Raw genomic sequence first — 15,312 nt, forward strand, 5'->3', positions numbered from 1 at the left:
CTCAGGCACTCTCCTTCACGGTGTCGGCGACGGGGACGCCGAAGTCCGGGGTGCCGTCCGGCTTCCAGCCGAGCCGCTGTATCCGGGTGTGGCGGTTGGGGTCGTGCAGCGGGTCGCCGGTGATCTCCTTGTACTGGCGGGCGTGGTAGACGAGGACGTCGCTGTGCCCGTCCTCGGCGACGGTGAAGCAGTTGTGGCCCGGCCCGTACTGCTTCGTCGTGTCGTTGCTGGTGAAGACCGGGGTCGGGGACTTCGACCAGCTGGCCGCGTCCATGAGGTCGCTGTCGGCGTCGGCGGTGAGCAGGCCCATGCAGTAGTGGTGGTCGGTGGCGCTCGCCGAGTAGGTGAGGAAGACGCGGCCGTGGCGCTGGAGGGCGTACGGGCCCTCGTTGACCTTGTAGCCGACGCACTCCCAGTCGAACTCCGGTGTGGAAAGCCTGACTTGTGGTCCAGCCAGCGTCCAGGGGTTGGCCATCCCGGATATCCACAGCGCGGTGTTGTTGTCCATGCCGGGCTCGTGCTGGGCCCAGACGAGGTAGCGGGTGCCGCGGTGCTCGAAGGTGGTGGCGTCCAGGGAGAAGGTCTCCCAGGCCGTTCTGACCTGCCCCCGCTCCACCCAGGTTCCCCGGAAGGGGTCGGGGTCGGCGTTCTCCAGCACCCAGATGCGGATCGCCCACACGTCCTCGGCGGGCGCGGAGGCGAAGTAGATGTACCACTTGCCGCCGATCCGGTGCAGTTCCGGCGCCCAGATGTGTGCACCCATCGGACCGGTGGCGTGCGCCCGCCAGATGACCGACTCGGCTGCGGTGGCCAGCCCGTTCAGGGTGCGGGAGCGGCGCAGGACGATGCGGTCGTACTCGGGGACGGTCGCGGTGAAGTAGTACCGGCCGTCGGTGTGGCGGGTGATGTGGGGATCGGCGCGCTGGAGGACGAGGGGGTTCACGAACGGGGCTGCCTCGTGGGAGGCGAGCGGGGACGCGAGTGCGGGGGTCGCAGACGTGGCAGTGGTGGCCGCCAGGGCGCCGGCGGCCGCGGCGCCCTTCAACAGCAGGCGGCGGGTGGGGAGGTGGGCAGGGCGGGGGTCGCGGCTCATGCGGGCTGCCTCTCGGTGGGGCGAGCGGGGAGGAGTTCGAGCAAGTTCGATATTCCGAACGTCATCTGTAATTCCGAACGCCGAAAAGGTAAGGGTGAGCAACCAGGAGGTCAACGGTCCGGTCGGACGGAGGGGTAAGCGATTTCCGCGAGTGTGCGAATTTCTGTTATCCGCCCCCGGGTTCTCGCGTCTCCCAGACGTGCGCACCCACACCCACAGAACAGCAGCGGCCGCAGGCGCCCTCGCGGCCGTCGCCCTCACGATCGGCGCCCCCTCGCCATCCGTCGCGGCCGGCACCCGGGACGTCACCGCCGACGTCCTCGCCGGGCGGGACGTCACTCTCACCTCGGCGGCGGTCGTCACCGCCCCGTCCGGGACGACCACGTACACCGGTGTCTTCCGCGGCCGGGGCACGCTCACCGTGCGCGGCACCGGCACGCTGATCCTCACCAGGGACAGCGACTTCACCCTGCCCGAGTCCCGGCAGCGGCAGGTCGTGCGCACGCAGGGCGGCAACCACCCGTTCACCACCGTGACCAACCCTGACCCGCCCGCGATCACGGTCGAACGCGGAGCCACCCTGCAGTACGGCACCGGCGGCGCGACCGGCTTGATCGGCCACTTCCCGTACGACACCCCCGGCTACCGGTTGAACCAGCTCAACGTCCGGGTCGACGGCACTCTCCGCCTGTCCCTGACCCGCACCTTCAACATCGGCACCATCAGCGGCTCGGGCCTGGTCACCCAGCCCCGCCGCCTGCGGGGCACCCTCGACCTCGCCGGTACCCACCCCTTCTCCGGGGTCGTCGACAACGGCACCAGGACGGCCGCGGGCCGACCCGGGTACCCGGTGGCGCTGCCCCGTGCCCGCGCGATCCTCAACCGGGGCTCGTGGATCATCGACACCCCGCTCGGCCGGACGATCACCCTGCGGCAGGACTTCTACCAGCGGGAGTACGGCAGCGACATCGACGTGCACACCCGGCCGGGCAGCAAGGTGGTGCTCACCGGGCAGTACAGCTACAGCGACCGGGGCGGCGACTCCCGCCCCTCGCTGAGCACTGCGTCCCTGAACTGGCGGTCCGCTCCGCACCGGTCGAACAAGCGGGGCACGAACATCGAGGGTGCCGACGTGCAGTGGGGCGACGGGACCACGCACCGGATCTTCATGCCGGGCACGCGGGACACCGTGTACGTCAATCTGCACGCCGTCGGTGGCCGACGGTCCCGGCTGACCCTCGACTACGACGGTCCGGTGACGCTGGGCGCCCCCATCGGCGGCGGCAGGTACCACGACACGCTGGCCGCGCCCGGTGCCGGCGACGTGGTGATCGCGGGGACGCACGGGAACGACGTGACCTTCGCGGCCGCGCAGTACTACGACGCCTCGACGACCGTCGGGAAGGGCGCGGTGCTGCGGCTGGGCTCGGGCGCACGGGGCGGCGACGGCTCCCTGCTGACGGGGACGGTGCGCCGGCGGATCGTGAACGACGGGACGCTGTACCTGCGGAACGTCTCGACCCCTGTGCGGCTGACCCACGTCGGCGGAGGCGGCGCGCTGGTCCAGTCGGGCGCCGCGACGACCATGCTCACGGGAGACGCGGTGACGTACACCGGGACGACGACCGTCGCGCAGGGCACGCTGGCCCTGCGTTCCGGGGCGACTCTGCTGCGCAGCAGGGCGATCAGACTCACGTCGGCGGGCGCACTGCTCGACGCGGGCGCCTCCGGGCTGCGGGTGACCACGTCACTCACCGGCACGGGCACGGTGCAGGGCGCCGTGACGAACGACGGCCTGGTGGCGAGCGGTCTGACGGTGACCGGGGACTACACGCAGCACGCGCGGGGCGAACTGATGCTGCGGGAGCGGCCGTTGAAGGTGGCGGGCAGACTGCGGCTCGCCGGGTCCTTCGACCTGTCCGCCGTCGGCGCTCATCCGGCGCCCGAGATCACCGTCATCGAGCACGGCGGCCGCTCCCGGACCACGGGTGCCTTCGGCGGCCTGCCGGACGGCGCCCGGCTCGAACTCGCCGACACGCACTACCGGATCGGTTACAACGGCGGCGACGGCAACGACGTCGTGCTGACCGCGACCGGCCGCGGCCTCGCCTCCGGCGTCCACGCCGAGCCCGCCGCCGACGCGGGTGCCGTGAGCCCCCGGACCGCGAACACCGCGGCCGGCCGCTTCGGCTGGTGGCCGTACGTCCTCGCGCTCGGCCTGCTCGGCGGCCTGGTGTTCCCGGCGACCCTGCGCACCCGGGGCAGGGGCCGGCGCGGTGGCGGCCGGCACTCGGCACAGGGGTAGGGGGGCGTACGGCGGCGGGCCCCGGCGGACCGAGATCCGCCGGGGCCCGCCGTCCGAGCGCGTATGTGCCCGCGGGCTCAGTCCGTGCCGGACTCCATCGCGGCGCGGTCGAGCATCGTCTCCTCGTCCGCGGCCTCGCCGCGCGAGGCGATCGCCTCGGCGCCGCCCTGGTCCATGGCGCCGATCAGACCGGTCGAGGCCGCCTGGGCCGCGCCGATCGGGGCCGGGTGGTCGGTGCCGACCAGGCCCAGGGTCGCGTACTGCTCCAGCCGCGCGCGCGAGTCGGCGATGTCCAGGTTCCGCATGGTGAGCTGGCCGATCCGGTCCACCGGGCCGAACGCCGAGTCCTCGGTCCGCTCCATGGAGAGCTTGTCCGGGTGGTAGCTGAGCGCCGGGCCCCGGGTGTCGAGGACCGAGTAGTCCTCGCCGCGCCGCAGCCGCAGGGTCACCTCGCCGGTGATCGCCGCGCCGACCCAGCGCTGCAGCGACTCGCGCACCATCAGCGCCTGCGGGTCCAGCCAGCGGCCCTCGTAGAGCAGCCGGCCCAGCCGCCGGCCCTCGTTGTGGTACGCGGCGACGGTGTCCTCGTTGTGGATCGCGTTGACCAGTCGCTCGTAGACGATGTGCAGCAGCGCCATGCCGGGCGCCTCGTAGATGCCGCGGCTCTTCGCCTCGATGATCCGGTTCTCGATCTGGTCGGACATGCCGAGCCCGTGCCGGCCGCCGATCGCGTTGGCCTCCATGACGAGGTCGACCGGGGAGGCGAACTCCTTGCCGTTGATGGTGACCGGGCGGCCCTGGTCGAATCCGACCGTCACGTCCTCCGTGGCGATCTCCACCGACGGGTCCCAGAACCGTACGCCCATGATCGGGTCGACGGTCTCGATGCCGGTGTCGAGGTGCTCCAGGGTCTTGGCCTCGTGCGTGGCGCCCCAGATGTTGGCGTCCGTGGAGTACGCCTTCTCCGTCGAGTCCCGGTACGGCAGCCCGTGCGCGAGCAGCCACTCCGACATCTCCTTGCGGCCGCCCAGCTCCGTGACGAAGTCCGCGTCCAGCCAGGGCTTGTAGATCCGCAGGTGCGGGTTGGCGAGCAGCCCGTAGCGGTAGAACCGCTCGATGTCGTTGCCCTTGAAGGTGGAGCCGTCGCCCCAGATCTGCACCCCGTCCTCGAGCATCGCCCGCACCAGCAGCGTGCCCGTCACGGCACGGCCCAGCGGCGTGGTGTTGAAGTACGGGCGCCCGCCCGACCGGATGTGGAACGCGCCGCAGGCGAGCGCCGCGAGCCCTTCCTCGACCAGCGCCGCACGGCAGTCCACGAGCCGGGCGATCTCGGCTCCGTACGCGAAGGCGCGGCCGGGCACCGACTCGATGTCGAGTTCGTCGTACTGGCCGATGTCGGCGGTGTAGGTGCACGGGACGGCACCCTTGTCGCGCATCCAGGCGACGGCGACCGAGGTGTCGAGGCCGCCGGAGAAGGCGATACCGACGCGCTCGCCGGTGGGGAGGGAGGTCAGGACCTTGGACATAGCAAGATTATGCATCACCGCGCATTTTCATGCAACGCCTGCAGCTCAGGACGCGATCCGGGTCCCGTGACCCCATCGACTAGCGTCGTGTCATGAGCAGCAACATCTCCTCCAGCCTCGCCGAAGCCCTCGCCGCCGGGACGGTCGTGCTCGACGGCGGCATGTCCAACCAGCTCGCGTCCGCGGGGCACGACCTGAGCGACGAGCTGTGGTCGGCCCGTCTGCTGGTCGAGCGGCCCGAGGCGGTCACGGAGGCGCACCTCGCCTACTTCGCCGCGGGCGCGAACGTGGCGATCACCGCCAGCTACCAGGCCACCTTCGAGGGCTTCGCCAAGCGCGGGATCGACCACGCGGAGGCGTCCCGGCTGCTCGGGCTGAGCGTGGAACTGGCCCGGGAGGCGGTACGGCGGGCCCGGGGCGCCGGGGTCGCACGGCCGCTGTGGGTGGCCGCGTCGGCCGGCCCGTACGGGGCGATGCTCGCGGACGGCTCCGAGTACCGGGGGCGGTACGGGCTGAGCGTGGACGAGCTGGCGGCCTTCCACCGGCCGCGCCTGGAAGTGCTGGCCGCCGCCGCTCCGGACGTGCTGGCACTGGAGACGGTCCCGGACACCGACGAGGCGACGGCATTGCTGCGGGCGCTGCGCGGACTCGGGGTGCCGGCCTGGCTGTCGTACACCGTCGACGGTCCGCGCACCCGGGCCGGGCAGCCGCTGGAAGAGGCCTTCGCCCTGGCCGCCGACGTCGACGAGGTGATCGCGGTCGGCGTGAACTGCTGCGCCCCGGAGGATGTGGAGTACGCCGTCGAGACCGCGGCCCGGGTCACCGGCAAGCCGGTCGTCGTCTACCCCAACAGCGGGGAGGCCTGGGACGCTCAGGCGCGCGCCTGGAAGGGGCGGACCACGTTCGGCACCGAACAGGTGAAGGGCTGGCGGGACGCGGGGGCCCGGCTGGTCGGAGGATGCTGCCGGGTGGGTCCGGAGGCGATCGCGGGGATCGCCGGAGCGCTCACCGCGTAGGGCGAGCGGGCCGCCGCCTGCGCGGGGGCAGCCTCGGCGCCGGGCCCCGCCAGGACCCGCCCGGGCCATGCGCTCCGCCTCCGCCGGATCGGCCTCCGTCACGAGCCGGGCCATGACCCCAGGGCGAAGAAGTCGCCCTTCTCGGCCGCCCGTCCCGCCGCCGCGGCGGTACCGCGCACGTCGCGTCCGGGCACCAGCCGCATACGGGCCGCTTCGAACGCGGCATGGCGGTTCCCGGCGGCGACGGCCGTGCGGAAGCACCGCTCCGCCGCGGCCGGTTCCGCAGCGACCAGGCGACAGCGGCCGCGCCATCGCGCAGGGGGCCGAGGACCGCACCACCGACACCGTCCAGCGCGTCACCGGCCGCCCGCCGCACAGCTTCCGGGCGGTGGCCGAACGCGAGTCGGCCGTGGACGGAACCCTGCTCCGGGCGGCCCCGGACATCGGTCCGACCCGGTAGGCGAGGACGGCCGCGTACCGCTCAGCGGCGCCGCGCCCCCACCGAGTGACGCAACCGCCTCACCGCTGAGGCGAGTTCGGCTCCGGTGACCCGGGCGTCGGAGGCGGAGGCCGGTTCCGGGACCGTGGGGGCGGCCGCCCAGAGGGCGAGTTCCGGGTCCCGGGGGCCGTACGCGGTGCGCGGGACACCTTCGTCGAAGATCCGTACCGGATGGGAGGCGTCCCAGGGCTGCCAGCCCGGATCACCGGTCGCGGCGAACCGCACCCAGGCCGCGTGCATCGCGGTGCTCAGCTGCGGCGGGGCTCCCTCGCCGGCCAGTTTGGCGGACTCCGGGACGTCACCGGTGTCGAAGACGAACCCGAGTTCCAGGGCGTGGCAGGCGGCGAGGCCGGGGAGGCGGGACGGCCAGGCGAACTCGTAGAGGTACGAGGTGCCCGGACGGGCGTCGGCCAGCCGGTGCAGCGGGACGCGCAGCAGGTGGTCGGTGACCATCTGACCGACGATCTCGGCGGTGCCGGCGCCGGGGTGCAGGACGCGGTAGCCGCGCGGGACCTCGTGGCCGACGCGGCAGCGGGCCATGGCGCCGGCCAGGGCGACCGGGCCGAGCCGGTCGACGCGCTCCAGGAGTCCGCCGGGCACCAGCCACAGCCGGTACTCGTCCCGGGTCCAGCCCATGAGGAGGTCGACGCCCCGGGCGGCCTCGCCGTCGATGAGGGCCTGGAGCGGATCGCCGGGCACTAGGTCGCCGTCGACCACGATGCCGAAGGCGGGGCCACCCAGGACGGGGCTGCTCAGCCGCCCCACCTCGGCCTGGGTGCGCAGCAGCAGGTCACGGTCGACGGTGGCGAAGGCCTCGGCGGTGGCGGGGATCTTCAGCCGGGCGGCCATGCGGCGCACCATGCGCCGTACCTTGCCGCGTTCGGAGACCTCCGGCGACCCGCTCTGCAGGACCGCCCGGCGTATCAGGCCCTGGGCCTGGGGTGCGGCGACCAGGGCTCCGGCGCTGATGGCGCCGGCCGACTGCCCGCAGAGGGTCACGTTGCCCGGGTCGCCGCCGAAGGCCGCGATGCTCTCGTGCACCCAGCGCAGGGCGGCCAGCTGGTCGCGCAGGCCGGGGTTGGGCGGCGCGTCCGGGAACAGCCCGTAGCCCTCGACTCCCAGCCGGTAGTTGACCGAGACACAGACGACTCCGTCGCGGGCGAAGGCGCGGCCGTCGTAGACGGGAACGGCCGAGGATCCCCTGGTCAGGGCGCCGCCGTGCAGCCAGACCAGGACCGGGAGCCGGGCGCCGGGGCCCGGCTCGGGGGTCCACACGTTGAGGTTGAGGCAGTCGTCGCCGGGGACGACGGGGTCCGACAGGTACTGGGCGAAGGCCTCGGAGTACGGGGGTTTCGGCGCCGTCGGCCCGAAGGTTCCCGCGTCGCGTGTCCCGTCCCAGGGCTCGGGCGGCGCGGGCGGGCGGAACCGCCGGGGGCCGAAGGGCGGGGCGGCGTACGGGATGCCCCGGAACACCGCGACGCCATGCTCGTACCGGCCGCGTACGGCCCCGTGGGGCGTGGCGACCACCGGGCCCGTCGGGTCTGCCGTCATCGCCCACCAGCCCTTCGCCGTGCTCCTGCACCGTTCACTTCAGAGCACCACATCACCGGGATGTATTCCGGTGCACAGACCCCGCACTGGGCCGTTCGGGCTACGTCGGCGCATGTGGCGTAGGTGAGGGTGCCGAAGCCGGGCCGGTCGTGTCCACCGCGCCACAACCACCCCACCCGGTTCGAAGTTTCGAAAGTCCCCCCGCCCGCCATCCCGCGAATTCCCATGTCTTCACGCCGAGTTGACGCACACCTATCGTAGGAAGCGCTTTCTGCACGCCCGACGGGCAGGCCGCGGAAGCAGCGTTGGTCGCAACGTTCGGTGACCCGGGGCGGGTCGGAGAGGCGGGTTCCTCATGGTCCGTGCGGGGAGTGCGAGCGCGGCGGCCGGGCCGACGCTGGCGGTGGTCGCCCGTGCGGCCGGGGTGTCGGTGCCGACGGCTTCGAAGGTCGTCAATGGACGCGACGACGTCGCTCCCGAGACCCGGAGGCGGGTCACCGAGGCGCTCGACCGGCTCGGGTACGTGCGCAGACCCCGTTTCGACGCGACGAGGACGCCCGCCCTGGTGGACCTGGTGGTGCATTCGCTCGACAGCTCCCGGTCGGGTGCCGTACTGCACGGAGTGGAGGAGGCCGCGTACGAGGCGGGCCTCGAGCTGGTGGTCTCGGCGGGCCTGGACCGTGGCCGGCGCGACCGCCCCGGGCACGGCTGGCTGGACAGGCTGACCGCGCGTGGTTCCTCGGGCGCGCTGTTCAACCTGGCCGAGCTGTCGCCGGCCCAGTACGCCCGGCTGGACCACCACCGCATCCCGTTCGTGATGATCGACCCCGTGCACGAACCGCCGGCCGGGGTGGCGTCCGTGGGGGCCGCCGACCGGCAGGGCGGAGTGAGCGCGACCGAGCATCTGCTGGCCCTCGGGCACGAGCGGATCGCCGTCATCGCCGGTCCGCGGCGCGAGATGCGCGACAGCGCCCGCGTGGCGGGCTACCGCTCGGCCCTCGCCTCGGCCGGGGTGCGGCAGCGCGCCGAGTACGTGCGGCACGCCGGGTTCGAGGAGCCGGCCGCCCGGCTGCGCATGCACGAGCTGCTGGACCTTCCACAGCCGCCGACGGCGGTGTTCGTGTGCTCCGACCGGATGGCGCTCGGCGTGTACACCGCCCTGGCCGAGCGGGGGCTGAGGGTGCCGGACGACGTCAGCGTGGTCGGTTTCGACGACCTGCCCGAGGCCCGCTGGGCCACCCCGGCGCTCACCACGGTCCGCCAGCCCCTCGCGGAGATGGCGGCCACCGCGCTGCGGCTGCTGGTGCGGATGATGCAGGGCGAGCGCCCGGAGGGGACACGGACGGAACTGTCGACCCGGTTGGTGCGGCGGGCGAGTACGGCCGCACCGCCCGCCGCCCGTTCGGGCGCACCGCGGTGACCGCGCCGGACCCAGGGGTGTTTACCGGGCATGAATCGCACCACGCGCACCGCGGCGGCCCTCGCCGCGGCCGGCGTCGCCCTGGTCACCGCCTACGGCTCCGCCCAGGCCGTCGGCCGCACCCTCGCCCCCGCCCAGCACCGCACCGCCGTGACCGCGCCGGGCGACGACGAACACGACCCCGAGGAGGGCGTCGAACTCGACGAGAACGGCCGCCCGGACCTGAATGAGTGAGCCCGACGTCTTCCGCGGTCGCGGGCGACCGGTGAAGGCGCCGAAACCCCCTAGGCGTCCTTGTTGGCCTTGAGCTTCTGCCACACCCTGCTGAGCGCCTGCAGGTCGCCCTCGTCCAGGAGGTCCGTGAAGACGGGGGCGAGGCACTCGCGGCGGGTGGCGTCGGCCGCATCGAAGAGCCGATGGCCCTCGGGTGTGAGCGAGACCTCGACGGAGCGGGCGTCGCGGGCCGAGGGGGTACGGGTGACGAGACCGCGGCCCTGGAGGGCGTCGACGACGCGCGAGACCTGGCTGCGGCTGAGCATGGTGCTGTTGCCCAGGACGGAGGCCGGAACGGGGTCGGGGCTGGAGGCCAGCCAGAGCAGGACCTCGAACCAGGAGACCGGAAGATCGTGCGCCTTGCTCAGGGCGCGGTCCACGCGGTCCGTCAGGACGGTCCCGGCCCAGACGAGCCCGTAGAAGGCGTGGTCCGCCACCGGCATCTCCGCCTGCGCAATCTTCTTCTTCGGCATGCTGTGAGCTTACCGGTTGCGTGTACACGCACGTAAATGCATTATGGTGTGTGTACACGCACTCAAATGTGCCGAGCTCCCCCTGCCCGAAAGGCCTCCCATGTCTTCCCGGTCCCCCAAGGTCGTCCTCATCACCGGCACCTCCTCCGGCATCGGCCTCGCCGCCGCCGTCTCCGCCGCACGCGCCGGCTGGACGACGGTCGCCACACTGCGCGACCCCAGCCGCGCCGACGCCCTGCGCAAGGCCGCCGCCGAGGCGGGCGTGGAGGTCGACATCCGCCGGCTCGACGTCACCGACGAGGCCTCGATCACGTCCGCGATCGACGGCGTGCTCGCCGACCACGGCCGCCTGGACGCCGTCGTCAACAACGCGGGCGCCGGGCACCTCGGCACCCTGGAGAACGAGTCCGTGGCCGAGGTCCGCAAGGTCATGGAGGTCAACTTCTTCGGCGTGCTCAACGTCTCGAAGGCGGCCATGCCCCACCTGCGCGCCTCCGGCGGCCGGCTGATCACCGTGACCAGCGTCGGCGGCGTCGTCGGACAGCCCTTCAACGAGGCCTACTGCGCGGCCAAGTTCGCCGTCGAGGGATACATGGAGAGCCTGGCCCCGGTGGCCGCGGCGCACGGCGTGTCCGTCACCGTGATCGAACCCGGTGCCGTCGCCACCGAATTCGTCGCCAACGTCGGCGTCGACCTGGAAGAGGCCGTGGCCGCTGCCGGGGTGTACGCGCCCCAGCTGAACACCTACCTGAACCGCACGATCGCGCAGTTCCTCGACGGCGCGCAGACCGCCGAGGGCGCCGCCGAGTCGGTGATCGAGGCTCTGACCGCGGACGAGCCCGCCTTCCGCCTCCAGACCTCCGACTGGGCCCGCGGCTTCGTCGGCACCAAACTCACCGACCTGGACGGCTCCGCGGTCCTCGGCATCACCAACGGCTGGGTCGCCTGACCCGTACCCACCCGGCGAGCGCGCCCCGAGGGGCGTCCGCGAGGCCGCGCCCGCCCTGCGACGCAGAAAGGGCCGCGCATCCCCCGCACGGGGCGCCCGGCCCTTCGCGCTCGGCCCGTCTCAGTCCTCGTCGTCCTTGTCCAGGTCACCGAGCAGGGCCTGGATGGCGTCCACCGCGCTGCCGTCGTGGTCGCTGCCCGCGGTGCCCTTTCCGGTCTGCACGTTGGCCGTCCGGTCGACCTCCAGGATCGAGTCCGCCCGGGAGTTGTCGATGACGGTGATCAGGCTGCTCCCGTCGGCCACCGCGGGCGCGGCACCGGTGGCGAGGAGCGCCGCCGCGATCACCGTGGCCGCCCCGAGCCGGGGCCCGGCGCCACCCGTCACACGCCCACGCCCTCGGGCTGCAGCCGCTCGGGGTCGATGTTCCGTTCCAACAGCGTGGTCGACGCCTTCACGCCGACCCCGCTCGCCGGATCCACCTGCGGCAACCGTCCGTCGGCCGCCTTCAGCTCGCCGAGCGCGGAGTCCATCGCCTCGTGCGCCGCGAACAGACAGGGGGTGCTGTAGATCGCGACGTCGACACCGAGGTCGGACAGCTCGGTCAGCGACAGCCGGGGCGACTTGCCGCCGGCGATCTGGTTGAACAGCAGCGGCTTGTCCCCGGCGACCTCGCGGATGCGCTTGATCCACTCGATGCTGCGCACCCCGTCGACCAGCACCACGTCGGCGTCGGTCGCGGCGAGCCGCTCGGCCCGGTGCAGGATGTCGTGCTCGTCGGTGGCGTCCGTGCGGGCGACGACCACCAGGTCCTGACGGGTGGCCAGAACCCTGTCCAGCTTCTCCAGGTACTCGTCCAGCGGCAGCACCTGCTTGCCGTCGGCGTGCCCGCAGCGGCGGGGCCGCTTCTGGTCCTCCAGGATCACCCCGGAGGCACCGATCCGCTCCAGCCCCTCGACGACGTGGCAGGCGACCTCGGGGTCGACGTACCCGTCGTCGATGTCCACGAGCAGGTGATGGTGCGGGAACGCGCCCCGCAGGCGCTGGACGAACGCGACCATGTCCGGCCACGCGATGAATCCGATGTCCGGCAGTCCGTAGTACGACGCCGCGAAGCCGAAGCCCGAGACGAACATGCCGTCGTAGTGGTTGGCCGCGATCGAGGCGGAGTACATGTCGTACACGCCGATCAGCGGTGTGGTCCCGGGCCCGGCGATCCGCTCGCGCAGCTTTGTCCCGTAAGTCAAGGTCCGGCTCCTCCGGTGGGTGGGTGACGCGGGACCGGTTGGGTCGGGTCACCGCGTCTCGACGCCCTTTGCCAAGACAAGAGCATCTCTAGATACGCATGTGACCCGTCCAATACGCCAGCTTTACTCACCCCAATGGCGGAACGGGTTCACCGCAGAAACGTCACTCACGGAGCCGTCCCGCCCAGGCGATACCGCCGCTCAGGTGGGTCAGGAAGCCCTGATCCCGACAGGCCTCGGCGACGGTTCCCGAGGGCCGTTCGGAACGCCCGTCCGTCCCCCTGACGGCGGCACCGGGCGCACGCGGCCGCGTGCACGCCCGCGGGACTCGAGTCACGCGCCCTGCAGCCGCGGCGCGGGTGTTCCGCACAGGGGTGTGGGTCCCGTACCCTCCCCCGGAATGAAGCCCATTCCTCCGCTGCTGGACCATCTCGTTCTCGCCACGCCCGATCTCGCCGCGACCGTGGCCGAGTTCGCGTCGCGGACCGGGGTGACGCCCGCGCCCGGTGGGGTGCACGTCGAGCTGGGTACGCGGAACTATCTGGTCGGCCTGGGCGGCCGGAGCTACCTGGAGATCATCGGGCCGGATCCGGAGCAGCCGGAGCCGGTGGAGCTGCGGCCGTTCGGGGTCGACCGGCTGGCCGGGCCGGCCACGGTGACCTGGGCGATCAGCCCGCCCGATCTGGAGACGGCGATCGCGGCCGCCCGTGAGCGGGGCTACGACCCCGGGCCCGTCCACCCGATGAGCCGGCGTACCCCCGACGGCACCCTGCTGCGGTGGCGGCTGACCGACAGCGGCAGCGGGCATCCCTCAGGACTGGTGCCGTTCCTCATCGACTGGGGCGAGTCGACGCACCCGGCGGCCTCCGGACTGCCCGTCACCCCGCTGGTGGAGGTGAGCGCGACGGTGCCCGAGCCCGACGAGTTCCGGCCCCTGCTGTCGGCGCTGGGCACCGAACTCGCCCTTCGCGAGGGGCCGTTCATGATCTCCTTCACCGTCGGGACGCCGAAGGGGCCGGTGACCTTCGGCTGACGGCCCCGGGTGCCCCCGCGTGTCGTGGCCCCGGGGTGATTGCCCGCCACACCGGCGGCTGCCAGCATGACGCCGTGGTGATGGTCCTCCCCGGCTGGGTGTGGCGAGGCGGTCCGGTTCGCAGGGCGATGATCATCGGACTTTCGGCCGGCGTCTCCTTCGGCGCCTTCGTGCTGGCCGAATCGGGCTCATGGGTGGGTGCGGTCGCGGCGGTTCTCGTGCTCGGCCCTTTCTACGGGATCAGGGTGTCCCGGCGGATGAGCCGGGTCTGGCCCGGGGCCGGGGACCTGGATCCCGCGGACCGGCAGGCGGTCGTGCGCGCCGCCCGTCGTGGTGAGGACATCGGTGACCCCCGGCTGGCACCTGCCGTCGTCGACTACTGCGACGGCCTGCGGACTGCACGGGAGCACGATCGCCTCCTCCTCTGGGTGGTTCTGGTCTTCGCCGGGCTGGCCGTGGCTCTCGCCCTGACCGACACCATCTCCGGATCGGCACGGCAGGCCTGGGTGTCGTGGCTGTTCGTGCTGTTCTTCCTGGTGGAGCTGACGTGGTGGCCCCGGAGGCAGGCGCGCATCATGTCCCACGCGGAACAGGCCGAGCGGTCGGCCCGTCGGGTGCTGCGGCAGCGGGATCCGTCCGGTGAGTGATCCGGGCTAGGCCCTGTCGTCAAATTCCCGTCTGCCCCACGACGCCTGGCACGCACTCTCGCCGCACCGGGCGAAAGCCCAAGTACGTCCAGTACGAGGACTTCCGCCCGGCACGCCGAGAGCACGCACCAGACGCCCCGAGGCCGCCCTTCGGGCGACGACGGGAATTTGACGACAGGACCTAGAACACGCCGAAGTTCCTGTGGTCCTGCAGGTGGAGGTAGAGCTCGCGCAGCCACGGCTCGCGTACGGCGGGCAGTCTGGCCAGCGTGTACAGGAACAGCTGGCGGTCGGGGCGGAACGTCCATCCCGGGCGCAGTGGCAGCGGGTCGTCGCGCTCGACGCCGCGGGGCAGTCCGCCGGTCACCGGCAGGCGGGGCAGCTCCTCGGGGAAGGCCAGGCCGAGCCACACGTCGGCGGGCAGCGGTACGGTCGCCGGGCTGCCGGGCGGCTGCCATGTCCCGCCCGTCTGCGGGTGCACCGGGACGAGGGCGATGTCCGCACCCGACGCGCCCGACGCGGGCAGCCCCGGGCCGGTCAGGGCCAGTGTGCGGGCCGGCCGGCCGGGCGGGAGGAGGGCGTCGAGTGCCCGGCCGAACATGTCCGTGACGAGTCCGCGGGGCAGGGCCACGCGGGCGCCGGCCGAAGCCACCAGCAGATGGGCCAGGGCCACACCGGCGGCCGCCTGCCACTGCGGGCTCCAGTACCCGGGCTGCTCGACGGGCGGGGCACTGCGTCCCTCCTCGACGACGGTCTCCCAGTCGGTGATCCGGGGAGCGGGGCCCGGAACGCGGCGTACGGCGGCGGGGTTCAGCCACACCGCCTGCCAGATCGAGCAGTCGTCGAGCCTGGTCGCCACCGGCCGGCCGCACTCCTCGCAGGCCAGGTTGGGGCCGTCCCTGCCGTCCAGGCCCAGGCAGTAGCCGTCGTGGCCCGGGATGAGCACGGTGCCCCGGACGTCACCCGGTGCGACGACGACCGCGCCCGGCGGACCGGAGAAGAGGGAGTACACGGGAGCGAACACCCCCAGGGCCGCCGCTGCCTCCTCGCCCACCTCGTCCCAGGGAATCCAGGGCCCTCCCCGGGGATCCGGGTCGACGGCGTACGTTCCCGACTCCATCAGCGCGGGGAGCATCTCGTGCCCGAAGTTGTGCCGGGCCCGTACGGGAAGCGCCACCCTCGACACAGGAACGGTGAGTTCGGTACCGCACCGATCACACGCGAACACGTCGGCCAACAGCCACTCCCCCACGATCGAACCGAACGGATGGATCATTCCGGCG

Annotated in this window: 14 protein-coding genes; 7 read left to right on the forward strand and 7 right to left on the reverse strand. The window is 72.8% G+C overall.

The window, feature by feature from the left end; translation table 11 throughout:
- Position 1: 1 nt before the first annotated feature.
- Positions 2-1,093, reverse strand: a complete 1,092-nt coding sequence (locus FB157_RS37895) for a family 43 glycosylhydrolase (RefSeq protein WP_145885267.1) — start codon at positions 1,091-1,093, stop codon at positions 2-4.
- A 199-nt stretch (positions 1,094-1,292) separates the two neighbouring features.
- Between FB157_RS37895 and FB157_RS37900 the strand changes: the two genes are divergently transcribed.
- Positions 1,293-3,398 (forward strand): autotransporter, encoded by a 2,106-nt coding sequence (locus FB157_RS37900; RefSeq protein WP_145885268.1) that lies wholly within the window; start codon positions 1,293-1,295, stop codon positions 3,396-3,398.
- A 77-nt stretch (positions 3,399-3,475) separates the two neighbouring features.
- Here the strand turns inward: FB157_RS37900 and argG are convergent, their stop codons facing one another.
- Positions 3,476-4,924, reverse strand: coding sequence for an argininosuccinate synthase (argG, locus tag FB157_RS37905; RefSeq protein ID WP_145885269.1), 1,449 nt, complete (start codon positions 4,922-4,924; stop codon positions 3,476-3,478).
- 92 nt (positions 4,925-5,016) lie between these two features.
- Here argG and mmuM point away from each other — a divergent pair, with 92 nt between their 5' ends.
- Entirely contained in the window at positions 5,017-5,940 is a 924-nt protein-coding gene (mmuM, locus tag FB157_RS37910; protein WP_145885270.1) for a homocysteine S-methyltransferase, read from the forward strand.
- Between the two features lie 481 nt (positions 5,941-6,421).
- On the opposite strand, the gene FB157_RS37920 is transcribed toward mmuM, so the two are convergent.
- Positions 6,422-7,990, reverse strand: coding sequence for a carboxylesterase/lipase family protein (locus FB157_RS37920; RefSeq protein WP_186581871.1), 1,569 nt, complete (start codon positions 7,988-7,990; stop codon positions 6,422-6,424).
- A gap of 355 nt (positions 7,991-8,345) precedes the next feature.
- Between FB157_RS37920 and FB157_RS37925 the strand changes: the two genes are divergently transcribed.
- A complete protein-coding gene (locus tag FB157_RS37925; protein ID WP_145885272.1) occupies positions 8,346-9,410 on the forward strand; it encodes a LacI family DNA-binding transcriptional regulator in 1,065 nt (354 codons plus the stop codon).
- Between the two features lie 30 nt (positions 9,411-9,440).
- Positions 9,441-9,644: a hypothetical protein gene (locus tag FB157_RS37930; protein WP_145885273.1), complete on the forward strand. Its 204-nt coding sequence runs from the start codon at positions 9,441-9,443 to the stop codon at positions 9,642-9,644.
- A 50-nt stretch (positions 9,645-9,694) separates the two neighbouring features.
- Here FB157_RS37930 and FB157_RS37935 read toward each other — a convergent pair whose 3' ends face one another.
- Positions 9,695-10,156: a MarR family winged helix-turn-helix transcriptional regulator gene (locus FB157_RS37935; RefSeq protein ID WP_145885274.1), complete on the reverse strand. Its 462-nt coding sequence runs from the start codon at positions 10,154-10,156 to the stop codon at positions 9,695-9,697.
- 100 nt (positions 10,157-10,256) lie between these two features.
- Between FB157_RS37935 and FB157_RS37940 the strand changes: the two genes are divergently transcribed.
- Positions 10,257-11,105 carry an SDR family oxidoreductase gene (locus FB157_RS37940; protein ID WP_145885275.1) on the forward strand — a complete coding sequence of 283 codons (849 nt, stop codon included), beginning with the start codon at positions 10,257-10,259 and terminating at the stop codon, positions 11,103-11,105.
- Between the two features lie 120 nt (positions 11,106-11,225).
- Here the strand turns inward: FB157_RS37940 and FB157_RS37945 are convergent, their stop codons facing one another.
- Both FB157_RS37945 and FB157_RS37950 read right to left on the reverse strand, forming a co-directional pair.
- Positions 11,226-11,489, reverse strand: a complete 264-nt coding sequence (locus FB157_RS37945) for a hypothetical protein (RefSeq protein WP_145885276.1) — start codon at positions 11,487-11,489, stop codon at positions 11,226-11,228.
- Positions 11,486-12,349 carry an oxaloacetate decarboxylase gene (locus FB157_RS37950; RefSeq protein ID WP_145885277.1) on the reverse strand — a complete coding sequence of 288 codons (864 nt, stop codon included), beginning with the start codon at positions 12,347-12,349 and terminating at the stop codon, positions 11,486-11,488. The genes FB157_RS37945 and FB157_RS37950 overlap by 4 nt, the downstream gene beginning before the upstream one ends.
- Positions 12,350-12,749: 400 nt before the next feature.
- On the opposite strand from FB157_RS37950, the gene FB157_RS37955 reads away from it, so the two are divergent.
- Positions 12,750-13,382, forward strand: a complete 633-nt coding sequence (locus FB157_RS37955; RefSeq protein ID WP_145885278.1) for a VOC family protein — start codon at positions 12,750-12,752, stop codon at positions 13,380-13,382.
- A 74-nt stretch (positions 13,383-13,456) separates the two neighbouring features.
- Positions 13,457-14,029 carry a hypothetical protein gene (locus tag FB157_RS37960; protein ID WP_145885279.1) on the forward strand — a complete coding sequence of 191 codons (573 nt, stop codon included), beginning with the start codon at positions 13,457-13,459 and terminating at the stop codon, positions 14,027-14,029.
- A gap of 181 nt (positions 14,030-14,210) precedes the next feature.
- On the opposite strand, the gene FB157_RS37965 is transcribed toward FB157_RS37960, so the two are convergent.
- Positions 14,211-15,206 (reverse strand): hypothetical protein, encoded by a 996-nt coding sequence (locus FB157_RS37965; protein WP_261386803.1) that lies wholly within the window; start codon positions 15,204-15,206, stop codon positions 14,211-14,213.
- Positions 15,207-15,312: the final 106 nt, after the last annotated feature.

This window comes from Streptomyces sp. BK340, assembly GCF_007827595.1.
Taxonomy (GTDB): Bacteria; Actinomycetota; Actinomycetes; order Streptomycetales; family Streptomycetaceae; genus Streptomyces.